We start from the raw sequence: 22117 nt of genomic DNA, 5'->3' as shown, positions 1-22117 counted from the left end.
AAGCCTCGTGAGGCAATCAAAGAAGGCGTTGCCCGTCCGGTGGGCGGCGGCGCTGGAGCCAGGGGGTCGTCGAATGAGCAGAGGTCAAGGGTTTGGTTGCGGCATATCGGGCCGTTGCATCCCTATCGCCGAGCGCCGTTCGACATTGCTTCCGGCCTTCATCCAATAATCAAGCCGCTTATTGCCTTGCTCGTCCGTCCGGACGGGCTTTTTTGCGTTCGAGGATGCGTCATGACCGAGAAGAAAATGCCCCGCCATAACGACCGGACCGCAAAGGGGCGTTCGCGGCGCCTTCTTTGTGGAGCCTCGCTGGCGGCCGTGCTGGCATGCGTGCCGATGTCCGCACACGCCGAGGATCGGTATTGGGATGCCAACGGTACTGCGGTCGGTTCGGGTGGCACGGGCACGTGGAACCTCGCCAACCTGAACTGGAGCCCCAATGGCGACGGCGTCAGTGGCCCCTTTGCCGAGCCGTGGAATAATGGCGATCTCGACAACGCAATCTTTGGCAGCACTGCGGGGACGGTGACCGTTGGCGTTCCGGTGACGGTTGGCAACATCACCTTCAGTTCGGCCGGCTATGTTCTGAGCGGCAGCACGATCACGCTGGGTGGCGCCAATTCGACGATCACGACAGTGACCGGAAACAGCACGATCAACTCGATCGTGGCGGGATCGAACGGATTGATCAAGGCGGGCAATGGCGGGCTGATTCTCGGCGGCGTGAACAGCTTTACCGGCGACATCAACATCAATGCGGGCAGCCTCTATGCGAATACCGACAGCGCGCTCGGCGCGGCGGGGAACAATATCTTTACCGGCGCCGGGAGCAACGTGCGCCTGTCCATCGGTGGTGCCAGTTCAGCGCGCACGGTTACGATCGGCAACGGCGGCAACCTGATCGTCGAAGGCGCGGCTGCGGGCGCGGCGCGGATCCGCGGCAACGGGTCGGTGCAGCTCGCTGCGAGCGGCGTCACAATGAGCAACGACCTGAGCGACTACACCGGCCGCACCGTTTTTACCGCGTGCAACGGCAACTGTTCGACGCGCTTCACCTCGATCGGTAATCTCGGCGAAGCAAGCTCGCTCGGCGCCCCCGTAACGGTGGCCGACGGTACGATCATCTTCAACCAGCAGAGCCAATATAGTGACAGCATCATCTATCTTGGTGATGGCGACAGTTCGAACCGCAACTGGGACATCAACGGCAACGGCGCGCTCATCCGAAATCAGGGGACGGGTACGCTCGAGATTACAGGCGATGTCGATATCTCGTCCAATGGGGGCTTCTACGCGGACACCGCCGACGTCCGTCTGCTCGGCGTGCTCAGCGGGGGCAGCTTCGGTTTCAGCGCGCTGGCGGGTCGTCATGTTCTTCTTGGCACCGCAAATGTCTTCGCCGGCCAAGCGACCCTTGTCGGCGAAGTCCGCGTAGGAAAGCTGGCCGACATCGGAAGCGCCAGCTCGCTGGGCGTGGGCACGACGATCGGTCTCGCCAACGGGACGCTCAGCTATACCGGTGCGGGCGATGCCAGTAATCGCGAATGGCTGATCAACGGGGCCGCCAACATAATCCGCAACGACGGCACCGGCGCGCTCAACCTGTCGGGTGCGCTGGTGTTCAACGCCGGCAATCCGAATCCCGACGCACTGACGCTTGGCGGCAGCTATGGCGGGACCAATATCTTCTCGGGCGCCATGTCCGGTAACGGCAATCTGATCGCCGACAGCGCCGGCACCTGGGTGCTCGGCGGCACGAATGCCCATCGCGGGACGGTGACGGTCAATAATGGCACGCTGCGCGCCGGCGGCGCGGGGGCGTTCGGCAATGCGACGGGCTTTATCATCAACGGCGGTACGCTCGATCTGGGTGGTTTCGACCTTGTCGCCCCGTCGCTGACGGGCAGCGGCGGTATGGTCGCGCTCGGCAATTCGACGCTGACGGTCAACGCGGCGGCGGCGCAGAGCTTCGGTGGCAGCATCACGGGCAGTGGCGGGCTGACCAAGGCCGGCGCGGGCGCGCTGACGCTGACGGGCACGAACAGCTACACCGGCGCGACGACGATTGCCGGTGGCAAGCTCGCGCTCGATTTTACCGGCGCCGCTGGTCCGGTATCGAACATCATTTCGTCGGCGTCGCATCTGGTGCTGTCGGGCGGCGTGCTCGAAATATTCGGCGCGGCGGGTGAGGCGAACGGCCAGACGTTCAATGGCCTGACGGTCAGCGCGGGCAGCAACACGCTGCGCGCGGTCAATGGCGCCGGCGGTACGCTGAACCTCAACCTCGGGGCGATCGACCGCACCGGCGGCCTCGTCAATTTCATATTGCCCGGCGCGGGCGCGATTACGACGAGCAATCTCGATGGCGTGCTCGGCGGCTGGGCGACGATCAACGGCTCGGACTATGCCAAGGTCGTCGGCGGCAACATCGTTGCGTTCGACGCGACCGATTATACCGACAAGGACAATGCCGGCACCTGGGCGACGGGTGAAATTATCAGCGATAGCGCGGGCGCCGCGAACTCGCCCTTCACCGGTACCGTCGGCGGCAATGTCTATCTGGCGGGCCTTCGCTATTCGGCGGCGGCGGGGTCGACCGTCACCGTCGGGGCCGGCAACGCACTGGGAATCGACGGCACGATCATCGTGGCGCCAAGCGTCGGTACGGCGAACCAGACGATCAACGGCGGCCAGCTCACCAGCGGCATTGCGGGCGGGGCGCTCGGTATCCAGCACAACGGCAGCGGTATATTCACGATCGGATCGACGATTGTCGACGGCGGCGGCGTCACCTCCTTTGCAAAGGGCGGTGCGGGCCGGGTCGTCCTGTCGGGCGCGAACAGCTATACCGGCGCGACGACGCTGACCGATGGTATCCTTCAGGTTTCAAACATCGCCAACGGCGGCGCGGCTTCGGGCCTCGGCGCCTCCTCATCGGCCTCGTCGAACCTCGCTCTCGAAGGCGGTACGCTGCAATATACCGGCGGCACCGCGACAAGCGATCGCGGTTTTACGCTGGTAAACGGTGGTCCCTTGCGGACGATCGAGGTGACTGCGGGCGGCACCAACCTGACCTTCTCGGGCGTCGTGACCAGCCCCGATGATGCGGGCTTCACCAAGACCGGCGCGGGGACTTTGACGCTTGCCCATGCCGCGAATGACTATGTCGGCGTAACGACCGTGGCGGGCGGCACGCTCGCGGTGAATAGTTTGAGTGACGGCGATATTGCGAGCGGAATAGGCGCGGCGGGCAATGCGTCGGCGAACCTCGTTCTGACGACGGGCGGCCAGCTTCGCTATACCGGCGGCACTGTCGCCACCAATCGCGGCTTTACCCTCGCGAGCGGCAACGGCCGCATCGACGTCGCGCAGGCGGCGACGACGCTGACGATCAGCGGTGTTGCAACGGGCGCGGGTTCGCTGGTCAAGGATGGCGACGGCACGCTGATTCTCGGCGGCACCAACAGCTACACCGGCGATACCACCGTCAACGCCGGCACGTTGCGCGCGGGATCGGCGCGCGCGTTTGGCCCGGGCGGCCGTTATATGACCGTCAATACGGGCGCGACGCTCGACCTTGGCGGGTACGACATCAATGTCGCGGCGGTGATCGGCGGCGGGCTCGTCAACTTGGGCGGGCGCACGCTGACGACCGCGGGCGGCCCCGGCATCTTCACCGGCCGGATCACCGGCGCCGGCGGTTTCACGCGGGGCGCCGGTGGCTACACCCAGACGATCAGCGGTTGCACCAACGACTATACCGGCGTCACGACGATCAGCGGCAGCCTCGCGATCGACTGCATCGCGGATGGCGGACAGGTGAGCGGCATCGGCGCGTCTTCGGCGGCGGCATCGAACCTGATCATCGGGTCGGGCGGGACGCTCGTTTATATGGGCGCAAATGCGTCGACCAACCGTGGCTTCACGGTGGCTGGCAACGGTACGATCAATGTCTTCGACGCCGGGACGACACTCGAATTTTCGGGAGCCGTCGCAGGCGGTGCGCAGCTGAACAAGGATGGCGCGGGGACGCTGCTCCTGTCCGGAACGAATAGTTCGACCGGCAATGTCCGCGTCTTTAACGGCACCATTCGTGCAGGGTCGACCACCGCGCTCGGCAGCGGCTGGATGTCGCTCGACAACACGTCCGGCGTGCTGTTCGACCTCAACGGGTTCAGCAACAGCGTCGCTGCGCTCGCGGGCGGTGGAACGCTGGGTGGTAATATCGCGCTCGGCGGCGCGACGCTCACGATCAATCTTGGCGGCAGCCTTGTGGCTGCCAATTTCGGGGGTGCGATCAGCGGCAATGGCGGCCTGATAAAGAATGGCGGCAGCATCCAGCAGCTATCCGGTTGTTCGAGCAGCTACGGCGGCACCACGGTTATCAACGCCGGTACGCTCGCCGTCGCCTGTCTCGACGATGGCGGCGCGAACAGCTCGATCGGATCCTCCTCCTCGGACGCGGGCAACCTGGTTCTGAGCGGGGGCACGCTGCAATATGTGGGCGCTGGCGGAAGCACCAACCGCCAGTTCACGCTCGGCGCCTCGACGACCAGCAAGCTCGACGCGTCGGGCACCGGCGCGATCGCCTTCACCCATGCCGGCCCGCTGACCTTTGCGAGCGCCAACACGGCGCAGACGCTGACGCTGGGCGGCACCAACACCGGCAACAATATCCTGGCCGCGCAAATCACGAACAATGGTAGCGGCCTGACCCGCCTGACCAAGAATGACGCGGGCACCTGGGTGCTGACCAATGCCGGCAGCACCTACACCGGCGTGACGACGATCAACGGCGGCGTGCTCGCGGTCGACAAGCTCAGCAACGGCGGCGCCGCGAGCAGCATCGGCGCTTCGTCGGCCGCCGCGGCGAACCTCGTCATCGGCAACGGTTCGACGCTGCGCTATACCGGCAGTGGCGATACGACGAACCGCCTGTTCACCTTGTCGGCGGGCGTGACCTTCCTCGAATCGTCGGGCACCGGCGCGGTCGTCTTTACCGACACCGGTCCTGTGACGCTGCAGGGTGCCAACCAGGCGCGTACGATCGCGCTCGGCGGGACGAACAGCGGCAACAACACGCTTGCGGGTTCGATCGGTAACTCCGGTATCGGCATCACCACGCTTGCGAAAAACGACAGCGGCAGCTGGGTGCTGACCGGCAACCATAGCTATACCGGGTCGACCAATGTCAACGGCGGGACGCTGTTCATCGGCAATGGCGGGACGACGGGCTCGATCGCCAGCACAATCGTCAACAATTTCGGTACGCTCGGTTTTAATCGCAGCGACCTTCTGGCCTATGGCGGACAGATCGTCGGGACAGGCGCGCTGCGTCAGGCGGGGACGGGGACGACGGTCCTGACCGGCACCAACCTCTACACCGGTGGCACAACGATCGACACGGGCACGCTCCAGCTCGGTAACGGCGGCACGGCGGGCAGCATCGTCGGCAACGTTATCGATAATGGCGTGCTGGCATTCAATCGCGCGGATCTCGTCACTTTCGCCGGAACGATCTCGGGCAGCGGCGTCGTGCGGCAGATCGGCAGCGGAACCACGGTGCTGAGCGGGATCAACGGCTATGCGGGCGGCACGTCGATCCTCGGCGGCACATTGCAGGTTTCGGCCGACGCCAACCTCGGCGCTGCGGCGGGCGGTCTCACATTCTCGAACGGTATATTACGTACCACGACATCCTTTGCGAGCGCACGGAGCAGCAGCCTGACCGGCGCGGGCACGATCCTGCCCGACACTGGCACGACCTTCGCACTGGGCGGTGTGATTTCGGGCGCGGGCAGCCTCATCAAGTCGGGCGCGGGCATCCTGACGCTCAGCGGAAACAACGGCTATGCCGGCGCGACCAACGTCAACGCCGGGACCCTGCGCATCAACGGCGACCAGTCGGCGGCAACGGGCCTCGTCACCGTGGCTTCGGGCGCGGCGCTCGGCGGCAACGGGACGATCGGCGGCAGCGTCAATGTGCTGAACGGCGGCATCCTTGCGCCGGGCAACAGCCCCGGCACGCTCAACATCAATGGCGACCTGGCGCTCGCGGGCGGCTCGGTCCTGAACTTCGAGTTCGGCGAGGCGAATGTTGTCGGCGGCGCGCTCAACGATCTGGTCAATGTCGGCGGCAATCTGACGCTCGACGGGACGATCAATGTCAATGTGTCGACTGGTGGCAACTTCGGCGGCGGCCTCTATCGCGTGTTCAACTATGGCGGCACGCTCATCGACAACGGGCTCGCGCTGGGTTCGATGCCGCCGGGAAGCAATGTCACCGTCCAGACCTCGGTCGCGGGTCAGGTGAACCTGATCAATTCGGACGGCCTGTCGTTGAGCTTCTGGGATGGCGCTGGCGGACCGAAGTTCAACAATGCGGTCAACGGCGGCAACGGCAGCTGGCATCTGGGCGGCGCCGACAACAACTGGACGGGCGCCGACGGCAGCATCAACGCGGCCTATGCCGACGGGACCTTTGCGATCTTCGCGGGCGCGCCGGGCACGGTGACGGTGGACAACAGCGGCGGCGCGGTCACCTCGACGGGAATGCAGTTCGCGACGGGTGGTTATCTGATCAGCGGCGCGCGGCTGACGCTGGTCGATCCCGATGCGATCGTCCGCGTGGGCGACGGCACCGCGGCAGGTGCGGCCTATCTCGCGACGATCAACGCCGAACTCAGCGGGGCGAGCCGGCTGGTCAAGACCGATGCGGGCACGCTGGTCCTCAATGGCACCAACAGCTACATGGGCGGCACCGCGCTCAACGGCGGCGTTCTGCAGATCACGAGCGACGCCAATCTGGGCGATGCGGCGGGTGACATCAGCTTCGACGGCGGAACGTTGCGATTGATCGCTCCGATCGTCACGGGCCGCGACATTGGCTTCACCGGAAACGGCACGATCGATGTGTCCACCACCTTCAATGCCGGTACCACTTTGACGCTCGCAGGCGACACCAGCGGGTCGGGGGCGCTGACCAAGACCGGCATCGGCGCCCTGATCATCACTGGCGACGCGGCGCACACCGGGCTCACCACGATCATGCAGGGCGGGCTGCGGATCGGCGATGGCGCCACCAGCGGCTCGTTCGCCGGCGACATCGCCATCAACGGCGGGACCGCCGTCACCTTCAATCGTTCGGACAGCTACACCTATGGCGGCTCCTTCTCCGGAACGGGCACCGTTGTCGTCGACGCCGGGATATTGAACCTCACTGGCAACAGCAACTTCGGCGGAAACATTACCGCCCAGCCGGGCAGCGAGCTTCGCATCAACGCCGGCAACACCGTCGCGACGACGGGAAATGTGACCGCCCAAGGCAGCGTGCTGACCGTTTCGGGCATCGGTTCGACGCTCAATGCCCAACGCGTTTCCGCTGTGGTCACAAGCCCGAGCGGCGCCACGATCAACGTGACGAACGGTGGCACCATCCGGACGACCTCCGGCATCGGCATGCAGCTTCGTACCCTGTCGGGCACGGGCTCGGCGGACCTGAATATTTCGGGCGCCGGTTCGCTGGTCGATCTGGGCAGCAACGGGCAGTTTCAGGTCGGCAACACGACGGCCTCCCACTCGGTCGTCACGATCAGCAGTGGCGGCAGCCTGCGAACGGGCACATTGAATCCGATCGGCAATCTCACCGGCAACACGACCGCGTCGACGATCACTGTCACCGGCGCCGGGTCCAACTGGACGAGCAGCGGCGTGCTCGGTTTGCGCACAGCGCAGCTCTCGGTGCTCGACGGTGGCGCCGCGAGCTTCAGCAGGGCCGAGATCGGCGTTTCGCAGCAAGCGGGGGTGCTGGTTTCGGGCGCAGGATCGACCTTCGCGGTGACGCAGGATCTGAAGATCGGGTCGACCAACACCGGCACCGGTATCGTGACGATCGCCAATGGCGGGCGGGTCACCGCCGGCACCGGTGTCACACTCGGCGGCGATAACGCCGGGACCAGCGGTACGGTCAATATCGGCGGCGTCGAAGGCGGCGCGGCCGCCGCCGCGGGCTTCCTCGATGGTGCGATCATCTTCGGACCCGGTACGGGCGAACTGAACTTCAACCACACCGAGACGAACTATCTCTTCGCCAACAGCATGGCGGGCCTCGGAACGGTCAACCATATGGCGGGAACCACACGCCTGACCGGCGACAGCTCGGCCTTCATCGGCACGACATCGGTCGCGGGCGGCACGCTGCTTGTCGACGGCATTCTTGGGGGCGGAGTGAGCCTCGTGAGCGTGGCGACAGGCGGCACGCTGGGCGGCACCGGCGCCATCGGCGGCTATGTCGATATCTTTGATGGCAACCTCAATCCGGGCGATGCCGGCGGGATTCCGGGCAGGCTGACCATCGCTCGCAATCTGTACCTTGGGTCGGCCGCAACGCTCAACGTCGACTTCGGTCAGGCGAATGTCGTCGGCGGCGCGCTCAACGATCTGATCGAGGTCGGCGGCGATCTGACCCTCGACGGTACGCTCAATGTTGCGGCGCCGCCGGGCGGCAGCTTCGATCCGGGCGTCTATCGCATCATCAACTATGCCGGAGCGCTGGCCGACAACGGGCTCACGGTCAATTCTGGTTACTTCGTGCAGACCTCGGTCGCGAACCAGGTCAATCTGGTCAACACCACCGGCCTCACCATGCGTTTCTGGGACGGCGTCAACGGCGCGAAGAATGACGGGGCGATTACGGGCGGTGACGGCTTGTGGCAGGCCAGCGGCGGCAACGACAATTGGACCGAATTCGACGGATCGGCCAACGCGCCCTTCACCGACGATGCCTTCGCGGTTTTCTCGGGCGTGGGCGGTACGGTGACCGTCGATGGCTCGCTTGGCGACGTCACGGCTTCGGGGATGCAGTTCGCCAGCGACGGCTATGTCATCGCGGGCGACGATCTCGCGCTCGTCGATGCGGCGGCGATCATTCGCGTCGGCGACGGCTCGATCGGCGGTGCCGGCTATACCGCGACGATCGCATCGAACCTGACCGGCATCGGCGATGTCATCAAGACCGACCTCGGCACGCTCGTGCTGACGGGGACGAGCAATTTTGCTGGCGAAACCAATGTTCGCGGCGGCGAATTGCGGCTTGCGAACGGTGGCAGGCTGAGCAACGCGGAGGGTGTGATCGGCCGCGAGAGCGGCGAGCAGGGCATCGTGACCGTCGTCGGCGCAGGCGTCGGCGGCAATGCATCGACGTGGACCAGTACGGGCAATCTCCGTGTCGGCCGCCTTGGCACCGGCACGCTGAACATTCTCGATGGCGGCGTCGTGACCGTGACGGATGTCGCTTATGTCGGCGACGATGCCGGCAGCCGGGGGATTGTCACCGTTTCGGGGCAGGACGCGAACGGCAATGCTTCGACGTGGACCGGGGCGAGCGACATCGTCATCGGCGAGTTCGGCACCGGCACGCTGACCATCACCGCGGGCGGTCAGGTCAGCAACCAGTCGGGCTGGGTCGGTTCGAACGTCGGGGGGCAGGGCATCGTCAATGTCTCGGGCGTCGGCGCGAATGGGGTCGCTTCGACCTGGACGAACGCTGGCGATGTGCAGGTCGGTTACAACGGCAACGGGACTTTGAATATTGCCGATGGCGGCAAGGTCGTCGGCGTCGGGGGACAGATTGGCGCCGACAGCAATGGCGTGGGGCAAGTCCTCGTCAGCGGCGCGGGCTCGCTGTGGCAAAACAGCGGACGGATCACCGTCGGTCTTTCCGGCACGGGGAGCTTACGTATCGAAACTGGTGCGACGGCCTCCAGCAACGACGGGCTCGTTGGTGCGTCGGGGCATGGCGACGTGATCCTATCCGGTGCCGGGACGTCGTGGATCAATACCCAGCAATTGACTGTCGGCAGCTTTGGCACCGGCACCTTGCGTATCGAAAACGGCGCGAGTGCCGTCAGCAATCAGGGCTATATCGGCGCGAATAACACCGGCAGCGCGGTTGTGACCGGCGCGGGTTCGAACTGGCTGGTAACCGACTTCACCATGACCGTCGGCAATGAAGGCGACGGCTCGCTGACGATCGGAGATGGCGGACGTGTCCGGGCCGAAGGGGGCTTCTCACTCGGCGTAGCGGCCGGCGTCACGTCTACGGTGACCTTGCTCGGCACTACCGGCCGTCGTGGCGTTCTGGAAACCAGCCAGATCGCCGGTGGCCTTGGAACCGTGAACTTCTCTTTGGATGGGGGCCTGCTGCGCGCAACCGCGGACAATGACTTCTTCTTCGTCGATTTCGATACGCGCGACATCGCGCTCGGCGCGAACGGCGGCGTCATCGATACCGACGGCCACGACATCCGCATTTCGCCGCGGTTCGCGGGCGCGGGCGGGCTGGCCAAGGACGGTCTCGGCACGCTCACGCTGACCGGCGCCAATAGCTATGCGGGGGCCACGCTCGTCAATGCGGGAACCTTGCTGGTCGAGGGTGACCAGTCGGCAGCGACCGGGCTGACGACGGTCTTCTCGGGCGCCACGCTCGGCGGCACCGGGATCATCGGCGGCAGTGTCGATGTGCAGAACGGCGCGATCCTTGCTCCGGGCGAAAGCGCGGGCACGCTGACGATCAACGGCAATCTGTCGCTCGCCAGCGGTTCGATCCTCAATTACGAGTTCGGACAGGCCGATGTGTTCGGCGGGGCGCTTAACGATCTGGTCAATGTTGGCGGCGACTTGACCCTCGATGGAACCATCAACGTGACGGTTCCGACGGGGGGCAGCTTCGGCCCCGGTATATACCGCGTGTTCAACTATGGCGGCGCGTTGATCGACAATGGGCTGACGCTGGGGACGATCCCTGGCGGCACCGGCAACGTTTCGGTCCACACGGGGGTCGCGGGTCAGGTAAATCTCGTCAATGGGCAAGGCCTGACGCTCAGCTTCTGGGACGGCGTGGCCGGACCCAAGAACAATGGTGCGCTCAACGGCGGTGATGGCGTGTGGCGTGTCGGGGGCGGCTCGAACAACTGGAGCGACGCCAACGGCACGATCAACGCCGATTATGCGCAGGACAGTTTCGCGGTTTTCGCGGCCGCACCCGGTACCGTCACGATCGACAACAGCGGCGGCAACGTTCTCGCCTCACGCATGCAGTTCGCGAGCGACGGCTATGTTCTGACGGGCGCCGCGCTGACGCTGACGGGTACACAAGCGGTCATTCAGGTCGGCGATGGCAGCACGGCGGGCGTGGGCTATACCGCGACGATTGGAGCCGAACTCACCGGAACCGCCGGACTGAGCAAGGCCGACGCGGGCACGCTGGTGCTCACCGGCAGCAACAGCTACACCGGCGGCACGCGCATCGAAGGCGGCACGCTGCAGATTGGCAGCGGCGGCGCGAGTGGCCTGATCGGCGGCGATGTCGTCAACAACGCCGCGCTGGTGATCGACCGGTCGGGGACGATCCGCCTCGACGGCGCCATCTCGGGAACGGGCTCGCTGACCAAACGCGGCAACGGTCTCCTCGAGCTGACTGGAACGAACAGCTATGACGGGGGTACGCTGATCGACAGCGGCACCGTGCGTGTGTTCAGCGACGCGGGCCTGGGCAGTGCTGCGGGCACGCTGTCGCTTCAGGGCGGCACGCTGCAGGCGGGCGCATCCTTTGCTTCGACGCGCACGATTCTGCTCGGCAGCCCCGATTCCAACGCGATCGATACGCAGGGCTTCGACGTCACGCTCGGCGGCGTGATCGGCAACGGCCCCGGCAATGCGGCGGGCAATTTCCTCGACAAGCGCGGAACCGGGACGCTCACGCTGACCGGCGCCAACAGCTATTCCAACCGGACGGTCCTCGCTGGCGGCACGCTGGCGCTGGCGGGCGCGGGAACGATCGGCGCGGGCAATCTGGTCGTCGGGTCGGGGACCGTCTTCGACATTTCGCAGACCGCGACCGGGGCGCGTGTCATCCAGCTGAACGGTGCGGCCGACGGGACGATCGCGCTGGGATCGAAGACGTTGACGCTCGGGCTTGCCAACAGCTTCAGCGACTGGGCGGGTTCGATTGCCGACGGCGGCATCGGCGGCGGCACCGGCGGCCGGGTCGTCGTGACCGCCTTCGGCGGGGCCGTGCGTTACTTTGGCGCGACCAGCTATACGGGCGGCACCACCGTGGCTGCGGGCAATTTCGAGCTCGTCGGAAATGGCTCGCTCTATTCGCAAGGCGCGGTGACGGTAAACGGCGGCGCGTTGTTCAATATTGCGGGCGTCGCAAGCGCCGGAACGACGATCGGCGATCTCTCCGGCGCCGGCGCGGTTTTCCTCGGCGGCAAAGCGTTGACCTTCGGCACCGCGAACGACACGCTCTTCTCCGGCCCGATCACGGGCACGGGTGGCGCGCTCGTCAAACAGGGGGCCGGTACCTTCACGCTCGGCGGCGCGAACAGCTATACCGGCGCGACCGACGTCCTGGCGGGCACGCTGCTTGTGAACGGTAACCAGTCGGCGGCGACAGGCCTCACCAGCGTCGCCTCGGGCGCGACATTGGGCGGTACCGGCATCGTCGGCGGTAACGTCGCGATCGCGGATGGCGCAACGCTTGCCCCGGGCGCGGGCGGTCCGGGTGCCCTCGCGATCAACGGCAATCTCGCGCTCGCCGCGGGCGGAACTCTTGGCTTTGAACTTGGTCGGGCGAACGATGTCGGCGGCCCGCTCAACGATGTCGTCAATGTCGGTGGCAACCTCGTCCTCGACGGCACGCTCGACGTGTCGGTCTCGCCGGGCGGGGCGTTCGACATCGGGCTTTACCGCGTCATCAATTATGCGGGATCGCTGACCGACAACGGGATTCAGCTCGGGACGATGCCTGCCGGTGCCAATGCGCAGGTGCAGACGGCGATTGCAGGCGAGGTGAACCTGATCAACAAGGGATCGGCTACGCTCAATTTCTGGGACGGCGCGGCCGGGCCGAAGTTCGACGGCGCGGTGAACGGCGGCGACGGGGTATGGCAGAACGGCCTCGGCAACGACAATTGGACCGACATCGGCGGCACGGTCAACGCGGGCTATGACGACGGCGCTTTCGCCATCTTCTCCGGCACGGCCGGGACGGTGACGATCGACAACGGCCCCGGCGCCGTATCGGCATCGGGCATGCAGTTCGCGACTGGCGGCTATCGCATCACTGGCGATGCGCTGTCGCTGGACGGCGCGCAGGCAGTGATTCGCGTTGGCGACGGCACCGCAGCAGGCGCGGCTTATGTTGCGACGATCGACGCCGGGCTGACCGGTGCGGCGGGCCTCGTGAAGACCGACGCCGGAACGCTCGTCCTGTCGGGCGCGAACAGCTATGCGGGCGGAACATCGGTCAACGGCGGCACGCTGCGGATCGGCGCGGACGGTAACCTCGGCGCCGCGCCGGGCGCGCTCCGCTTCGACGGTGGCACCCTGCAAACGACAGCGACCTTCACGTCGGCGCGCGGCGTTGAACTGACCGGCACCGGCGGGTTCCGCACCGATGCGGGTACGACGCTGACGCTGGCGGGTGCGCTTTCGGGCACGGGCAGCTTTGCCAAGAGCGGCGGCGGTACGCTGGTTCTGGGCGGGAGCGGCACGTTCAGCGGCGCGACGGTTGCGGGCGGCACGATGTTCGTCAATGGCGATTATGCGGCTGCGGCCGGGACGACCAACGTCCTCGCTGGCGCGGCGCTGGGCGGTACCGGAACGATCGGCGGCCATGTCGTGCTGGCCAACGGCGCGGTGCTGGCACCGGGCGCGGGTGCAGCGGGCACGCTGACCATCGGCGGAAACCTGTCGCTGTCGGCGACGACGCAGCTCGATTTCGAGTTCGGCGAAGCCGGCACGGTCGGCGGCGCGCTCAACGACCTCGTCAACATCGGTGGCAATCTCGTACTCGATGGCGTGCTCAACGTCGGCGTGCCGGCCGGCGGCGCGTTCGACGTCGGCGTCTATCGCATGTTCAACTATGGCGGGGCGTTGACCAACAATGGCGTCACGCTCGGCACGATGCCGGCGGGCTCCAATGCGAATGTCCAGACGTCGATCGCGGGTCAGGTCAATCTCGTCAATTCGGCGGGCCTCACGCTCAATTTCTGGGACGGCGCGGGCGGACCCAAGAATAATGGCGTGATCAACGGCGGCAACGGCGTGTGGCAGAACAGCGGCGGCAACGATGGTTGGACGGGTGAGAGCGGCGCGATCAACGCGGCCTATTCGGACGGTGCCTTCGCAATCTTCGGCGGCACTGGCGGGACGGTCACGGTCGATAACAGCCTTGGCGCGGTGTCGGTCGCCGGAATGCAGTTTGCGGCGAACAATTATGTGATCGGCGGCGGCGGTATCGCCCTGACCGATGCGACCGCGACGATCCGCGTCGGCGATGGCAGCACGGCGGGTGCCGGCTTCACCGCGACGATCAACTCGGCGCTGGGCGGTGCGGCGCAGCTGGTGAAATCCGACGCGGGCACACTCGTCCTCGGTGGCACCAATAGCTATGCTGGCGGCACGCTGATCGCCGGCGGTACGTTGCGGATTTCGAGTGATGCCAATCTGGGCGCCGCCGGGGGCGATGTGACGCTCGACGGCGGCGCGCTCGAAACGAGTGCCAGCTTCGCCAGCGCGCGCGACATCGTCGTCGCGAGCGGCGGATCGATTGCGACTGCGGCCGATACGGTCTTCACCTACAATGGCCTCATCTCCGGCGCCGGCGCGCTGACAAAAAATGGTATGGGTATGTTGCTCGTTACCGCCGACAATAGTGGTTTCGCCGGCAGCACGACGGTCGCTGGTGGCACGCTGGCGGTCCGGGGCAGCCTCGGTGGCGCGGTGACCGTCGGCTCGGCTGGTCGCCTCGAAGGCGCCGGCCGCGTTGGCAGCATCGCGAATGCGGGCGTCGTCGCACCGGGCACTGGCATCGGATCGCTGACCGTTTCGGGCGATTATCGCGGCAATGGCGGCGTGCTGGAAATCGAGGCCGAACTCGGCGGCGATGCGTCGCGCGCCGACCGGCTGGTCGTGAACGGCGCGACATCGGGCAATACGCGGGTGACGGTGATCAACCGCGGCGGCCTTGGCGCGCAGACGGTCGATGGCATCAAGATCGTCGACGTCGTCGGCGCATCGAACGGCAGCTTCGCGCTCGACGGCGATTATCTGTTCGACGGTCAGCAAGCGGTGGTTGCTGGCGCCTATGGCTATCGTCTCTTCAAGAACGGGATTGCCGCCCCGCAGGACGGCGACTGGTATCTTCGCTCGTCGCTGCTCGATGCGGGTGGTAAACCGGAGGGGCCGCTCTATCAGCCGGGCGTTCCGGTTTACGAAGCCTATGTCGGCGCCTTGCAGTCGCTCAATCGCCTGCCGACGCTCCAGCAGCGGATCGGAAACCGGTCGTGGGCGGCTTCGCCGGTCGCCGGCGCAGGTCTCTGGGGCCGGTTCGAGTCCGAACGCCAACGCCCCGAGGCGCGCGTCTCGACAAGTGGCGCCGACCGCAAGGCCGACCAGTGGCAGGCGCAGTTCGGCCTCGATACGGTACTGGCGCAGCGCAGCGACGGCGCGGCGCTCGTCGGCGGGCTGACCGCGCATTATGGCGAAGCAGACAGCAGCGTGACGTCGATCTTCGGCAACGGCTCGATCGATACGCAGGGCTATGGCGTCGGCGCGACGCTGACCTGGTACGGGCCCAAGGGCTTCTATGCCGACGGGCAGGTCAAGCTCAGCTGGTTCGACAGCAATCTGGAATCGAATATTCTCGGATCATTGGCCCGCGGTAACAAGGGCGAGGGGCAAGCCTTCAGCCTCGAACTCGGCAAGCAGACGCCGATCGGGCGGAATCTTTCGATCACGCCGCAGGTTCAGACGAGCTATGCCAAGGTCGATTCCGACCGGTTCGCGGACCCGGCCGAAGCCGCGGTTTCGGTGACGAAAGGCGAAAGCCTGAAGACCCGCTGGGGACTGGCGATCGATTATCAGACGAGCTGGAAGGGCCGGTCGGGGGATATCCGCCGCACGCGCCTCTATACCGTCGCGAACCTCAGCTACGAATGGCTCGACGGCGCCGAGACCGATGTGTCGGGAACGCCCATCGTCAACCGCGATCACCGCCTTGCGGGCGAACTCGGTCTTGGCGGCAGCTACAGCTGGGGCAACGACCGCTTCACGCTCTACACCGAGGTGTCCGGCGATACCGCAATCGCCGATTTCGGCGCGGGCTATAATCTGAAGGGCACTGCGGGCTTCCGGGTACGGTTCTAGACCGGCCGGGGCCCCGGCTCCCGAAGCGCGATTGCGGAGGTGACAGGCTTACAGGATCCGATGGGTCCGGCCTGCCATCTTCGCTTCGCGGTGGTCGTCAAACGTCGCGGTCGTCAGCTCCGGTAATCGGCATTGATGCTGATGTAGCCATGGGTGAGGTCGCACGTCCAGACGGTCGCGCGGCCGTCGCCCAGGCCCAGGTCGGCGCCGACGCGGATTTCCAGCCCTTTGAGATGCGCCGCAACCGGCGCCTCGTCATAGCCGTCGACCGGTAGGCCATCTTTCGCGACCCAATGATCGCCGAAGCGGATCGCGAGTTTGTCACGATCGGCGGGTTCGCCCGCCTTGCCCACCGCCATCACGACGCGGCCCCAGTTTGCGTCCTCGCCCGCAATCGCGGTTTTCACCAGCGGCGAATTGGCGATCGCGAACGCGACGCGCTTGGCGCTGTCGTCGCTGACCGCGCCGGTCACCTGTATCTCGATGAATTTCGAGGCGCCTTCGCCGTCGCGGACGACTTGCTGCGCCAGATCCAGTGCCACCTCGCGGATCGCGGCATAGAGCGCGTCGGCGCCTGCGCCATCGCGGCTCGTCAGCGGTGCGTTGCCAGCCTGCCCGGTTGCGAACAGCAGCACGGTGTCGCTGGTCGAGGTGTCGCTGTCGACGGTGATACTGTTGAACGTTCCACTGGTCGCCTCGCTCAGCATCGCCTGCAAGAGGGCGGGGGCGACCGCGGCGTCGGTGAAGATGTAACCGAGCATCGTCGCCATGTCGGGGGCGATCATGCCCGATCCCTTGACGATGCCCGCGACATGGACGGTCTTCCCGCCGGCGATCGCGCGCGCGGCCGATCCCTTGGCGAAGGTGTCAGTGGTGCCGATGGTTTCGGCGGCGGCCTCCCATGAACAGGGTTCGGCGGTCAGCGCCGCCTCGACCCCGGCGCGCGCCTTGTCCTTGGGCAGCGGGACGCCGATCACGCCTGTCGAACTGACGAAGACGTCGTTCGCATCGCAGCCGAGATGATCGGCGACCTGCGCCATGATTTGCTCGACCGCCTCGCGGCCGCGATAGCCGGTGAAAGCGTTGGCATTGCCCGCGTTGACGACGAGCGCGCGGCCGATGCCGCCCTTCACTTGCTCGCGGCCGAGCTCGACTTCGGACGAGCAGCAGACATTGCGCGTGAACACGCCCGCGACGGTGGTGCCCGGCGACAGCTCGACATAGGTGAGGTCGCAGCGGTCCCAATTCTTGTAGTGCGCGCGCGCGACGCGACGCGTTACTCCGGCAATGTCGGGGAGAGCGGGGAAGCTGGCGGGAGCGAGGGGGGAGCGGGTGGTCATGATGAAGTGGCGCATAGCCGCTCTTCCCGAAACGCAAAACCCCTCCTCTTCAGAGGAGGGGCAGCGAGACTTGAGCGCTTGCGCCCAAAGTCGCAGCGGGGTGGCGGTCGAGGCGTTACGCCAGGCCGCTTTCACCACCCCAACCCCTCCTCTGAAGAGGAGGGGCTTATTAGATGATCAGCCCGGAATGCCGCTGATCGACTTCACTTCCATGAAATCCTTCAGCCCGAACACGCCGCCTTCGCGGCCGTTGCCCGATGCCTTGTAGCCGCCGAACGCCGCGCCCGGGCCGGGGCCCCACGCGTTGACCGCGACCATGCCGGCACGCAGCTTCGGTGCGACGGCGGCGGCCTTGGCCGGATCGCCCGAGATGACCGCCGACAGGCCATATTCGGTGTCATTGGCGATATCGACGGCCTCGTCGAGGTCGCCATAGGCCATGACCGTCGCGACGGGTCCGAAGATTTCCTCGTTGGCGATGCGCATGTCGCGGGTGACGCCCGAGAACACCGTCGGCTTGATATAATAGCCGCGGTTGACGTTCGCGGGCAGGCCGGTGCCGCCGGTCTCCAGCGTCGCGCCTTCGTCGATCGCCGACTGGATCAGATCCTGGATCTTGTCGAACTGCGCCTTGTTGACGACGGGGCCGATGTGGCCGCCTTCGGCCTGCGGGTCGCCGACCGAGGTGCCGTCGAACATCGCCTTGATCACGCCGACGGCTTCGGCCTCGCGGTCCTTCTGGACGAGGATGCGCGTCGGCGCGATGCAGCTCTGGCCGGTGTTGACGAGCACGCCCTGCACCGTCGGCGGCAGCACGGCGGCGAAATCGGCGTCGGGCAGGACGATGTTCGGCGACTTGCCGCCGAGTTCCTGATGGACGCGCTTCACGGTGTCGGCCGCCGCCTTGGCGACGAGGATGCCGGCGCGGGTCGAGCCGGTGAAGCTCACCATTTCGATGCCGGGGTGCGCGCTGATCGCGTTGCCGACGGTCGGGCCATCACCCTGAACAAGGTTGAACACGCCCGGCGGCACACCCGCGGCGTCGAGGATTTCGGCGAAGATCGTCGCGTTGCCGGGGCATTCTTCCGACGGCTTCAGCACCATCGTGTTGCCGGCGGCGAGCGCGGGAGCAACCTTCAATGCGATCTGGTTGAGCGGCCAGTTCCAAGGCGTGATCATGCCGACGACGCCGATCGGTTCATAGGCGATGACGCCTGCGGCATATTTTTCGGTGAAGGCAAAATCCTTGAGCGCCGCGATGGTGCCAAGGAAGCCGCCGATGCCCGCGCCGACCTGCGCCGTGCCGGCGAAGCTGACCGGGGCGCCCATTTCGCTCGCCATCGATTTGGCGAGGTCGGCGCCGCGCTTCTTATACTCCTCGACGATGCGGTTCAGCAGTTCGAGGCGCTCCTCGCGGGTGGTCTGCGACCAGCTCTTGAGCGCTTCGCGCGCTGCGGCCACGGCATCGTCGACGTCGGCGGCGGTACCGAGGACGATCGTCGAGGCGGCTTCTTCGGTTGCCGGGTTGATCACGTCGTGGGACTTGCCGCCCTTGCTGTCGACCCATCGGCCGCCGATGTAATTCTGCTTGAGGTGCGTTGCGGTGTCGCTCATTTTTTTTCTCCCAATCGGCGTGAATTTACGTCTCGGATTGCTACCTAATCACTGTGGCGAATGAATCAAGGAAGGCCAACTGCGAAAGGTGACGGTTTAGCGCTTTTCAGCACTCAGACGTGACATAAGGATGGCAGCGCGGGTCGCCTGGCGCGCGATGCTGGGGATGTCGACCGCTTCGCCCGGCGCGTGGTCGCCGGTGCTGTAGGGGCCGAGTCCTGCGATGCCGTCGACGTCGGCAGCGACGAAACTGATGTCGCCCGCACCGCGCTTCAGCGGATCGAGGGGCGCCATTTCGGCGAGGCCGAGGTCGCGGTTCACGCCGTTCAATTTGACCAGCAGCGCGCGGTTGCCGTCGGTGGGCGCCATCGGCGGGTAGCCGCCAGGGTCGAAGCTGATCGTGGCGTCGGTGCCGGGGGCGTGTTCGGCGACGATCGCGGTCATCTTCGCCTTCACCCGGGCGATCTGTTCGGGCGACAGCGCGCGCAGGTCGCCGCGCGCGATTGCGATGGCGGGGATGATATTGGTCTTGCCGGTTGCGGTGGCGCGAATGCCGCCGGCATCGAGTTCGGCCTGCTGGCCGCCCGCGATCAGCCCGACGTTGAAGGTCAGGTTGGTTTCGGGAAGCTCGGTACGAAAACGCTGGATGATGCGCGTCAGTTCATAGATCGCGCCGTCGCCCGCCGCGGCGCTGAAAATGCCCGAGCTGTGCGCGCTCTTGCCCGTCGCAATGACCTTCCAGCTGTCCGACGAGCGCCGCGCGACCGACCCCATGTCGGCACCATTGTCGCGGACGAGGCCCTCGAAATCGAGCGCGACGTCGCTGCGCTTGCCGGCTTCGACCAGGTCGGCGCGTGCCTTTTCGATCGGGCTCCCCGAATCCTCTTCGTCGCCGGTCATGTGGATTTCGATATTGGCGCCCTTCAGCGTCCCCGCCGCCTGCATCGCGCGCAGCGCCGCGACGATGACGACCATGCCACCCTTGTCGTCGCCCGCGCCGGGGCCTTCGCCCATGTCGCCCTTGCGGGTGAATTTCTGGAACGGCGAGTCGGGCTCGAACACCGTGTCGAGATGCGCGACGAGAAGCAGGCGCTTGGCATCGGGCTTGCCGGTGTGCGTCGCGATCAGATGGCCGGCGCGGCCGGTATCGGTCATCGGTTTCCATGTCACCTTGAACCCCAGCGGTTCGAGTTCGGCGCGCATCATCTGCCCGACCTTCTCGACGCCTTCGAGGTTCAGCGAGCCGCTGTTCTGGTTGACCAGCTTTTCGAGCAGCGCGAGGCTGCGCGCCTGTTCGGCCGCGACCGTTTTCGCCATGCCGCTTTCGGCTTTCGTCAGCTTTGCCTGCGCGGCGGGTACGAGCGCGAGCTGAAGCGCGACGAGAGCGGTAAAGGGCAATGATTTCATGGGGAGGCCTCCTGTGGAGGCGTCCTTGTGCCGTGCACCTCAAGAGGTCGCAAGCGGTTAGCCCTGGCGGACCATGAAAATATCGCCGCCGATGCCGATCAGGAAGAGATTGCCCGCGCTGTCCTCGCCGAACGAGGCGATCGAATTGAGCGTCCCGGCATCGGGCGTGAAATCTTCGTTGCGCCGCGCGAAGCGTGACGAGGCGACCGTCTGGCCGGGCACGAGGCTGGCGAAGGGCACCGACCAGATATTGCCCGAAACAAAGTCGGCGAAGACATATTGGCCGGCGAGCGAGGCCACCGGGCCGCGATAGACATAGCCGCCGGTGATCGAATTGCCCTGCCGCGGGCCGCTGCCATGGCCATATTCGGCGACCGGGTCGGTGAGCCCGCCGGGTGCGGTGCCGGTGTAGGGCTGCGTCCCTTCCTTGAAGCGCCAGCCGAAATTGAGGCCGGGTTGCGTCGTCGTGACCAGATCGACCTCTTCGACCGCCCCTTGGCCGACATCGCCGATCACCAGCGTCGAGCCGCTGAACGAGGCGCGGAACGGATTGCGCAGGCCATAGGCAAAGACATAGGGATCGCCGCCGCCGCCGAGGAAGGGATTGCCGGGCGCGGGCGCGTAGCTGCTGCCGTTCGCGCCGACGGTGAAGCGCAGGATCTTGCCGAGCCGCACATTGGTGTTCTGCGCATTGTTGCCGGGGTCGCCGCCTCCGCCGCCGTCGCCGATGCCGACATAGACGAGGCCGTCGGGACCGAAACCGATCCAGCCGCCATTGTGATTGTCGGCGCCGGGGTGTGGGACGCCGAGCACCGTATCGTAGACGGTCGAGCTGTTCGGCTGGCCGAGCGTATAGCGGCGCACCTGCACCGTCCCGTCGGGGGCGGTCGCGACGGCGAGCAGCCGCTGCGTCGTCGCATGGTCGGGATAAGCGGCGAGCCCGAGCAGACCGCGCTCGCCGCTCGTCGAAATGTCGGTGATGTCGAGGACGAGCGTCCGGCTGCCGTTCGCGGGGTCGAAGCGGTACACATTGCCGCCCTTCTCGACGACATAGACGTTGCTGCTTCCCGGGATCGGCGCGACATAAAGCGGCTGGTTGAAACCGGTGCCGACGCGCGCGACCGATATGCCTTCGCGGCTGTTGGTGACGGTGATGTTGACCGTCTGCGTCGCGCTGGCGCTCGCGTCGCTGACGCGGAGCTGGACCGAATAGACATTGTCGCCATTGGCGTCGCCGGGCAGGTCATAATCGGGCGCGGTGTTGAAGCGCAGCGCGCCCGCGGCGGTAATCGAAAAGAGCGCCGCGTCGGCGCCGCCGTCGACGGCGAAGGTCAGTGCATCGCCATTGGGATCGCTCGCGGCTGCCTGATAGGCGGCGGCCGTGTTTTCGGCGACGCTGGCGGTCTGGAGCGAGGTGAAGCTTGGCGGCGCGTTGGCTGCGGGGGGCGTGCCGCCGCCACTCGCTCCTCCTCCACCGCATGAGGCCAGGAACAAGGGGGTCAGGGCAACAAAGACGCGCATCCGCATGGGCAAACAGCCTTTCG

The 22117-nt window shown here is 66.2% G+C and carries 5 protein-coding genes; 1 reads left to right on the top strand and 4 read right to left on the bottom strand.

Annotated features, from left to right (window positions below):
* Window positions 1-231: 231 nt before the first annotated feature.
* The gene (locus tag AC07NV_RS04690; protein WP_495165191.1) at window positions 232-16212 is read left to right on the top strand and encodes an autotransporter-associated beta strand repeat-containing protein; all 15981 of its coding nucleotides are present in this window, start codon (window positions 232-234) and stop codon (window positions 16210-16212) included.
* 113 nt (window positions 16213-16325) lie between these two features.
* Here AC07NV_RS04690 and argJ read toward each other — a convergent pair whose 3' ends face one another.
* The 4 genes from argJ to AC07NV_RS04670 all read right to left on the bottom strand — a co-directional run bounded on the left by argJ (window position 16326) and on the right by AC07NV_RS04670 (window position 22100).
* Complete coding sequence (argJ, locus tag AC07NV_RS04685; RefSeq protein ID WP_495165190.1) at window positions 16326-17552, bottom strand: bifunctional glutamate N-acetyltransferase/amino-acid acetyltransferase ArgJ; 1227 nt, start codon at window positions 17550-17552, stop codon at window positions 16326-16328.
* A 177-nt stretch (window positions 17553-17729) separates the two neighbouring features.
* Window positions 17730-19166, bottom strand: coding sequence for an aldehyde dehydrogenase family protein (locus AC07NV_RS04680; RefSeq protein WP_495165189.1), 1437 nt, complete (start codon window positions 19164-19166; stop codon window positions 17730-17732).
* A gap of 96 nt (window positions 19167-19262) precedes the next feature.
* Window positions 19263-20573 carry a M20/M25/M40 family metallo-hydrolase gene (locus AC07NV_RS04675; protein ID WP_495165188.1) on the bottom strand — a complete coding sequence of 437 codons (1311 nt, stop codon included), beginning with the start codon at window positions 20571-20573 and terminating at the stop codon, window positions 19263-19265.
* A 57-nt stretch (window positions 20574-20630) separates the two neighbouring features.
* The gene (locus AC07NV_RS04670) at window positions 20631-22100 is read right to left on the bottom strand and encodes a PQQ-dependent sugar dehydrogenase (protein ID WP_495165187.1); all 1470 of its coding nucleotides are present in this window, start codon (window positions 22098-22100) and stop codon (window positions 20631-20633) included.
* Between the last annotated feature and the right edge of the window lie 17 nt (window positions 22101-22117).

The sequence above is a fragment of the Sphingopyxis sp. GW821-FHT10B01 genome (genome assembly GCF_059415685.1).
Note: the sequence above shows the minus strand (reverse complement) of the source record. Positions and strands in the feature narration are given on the sequence as shown.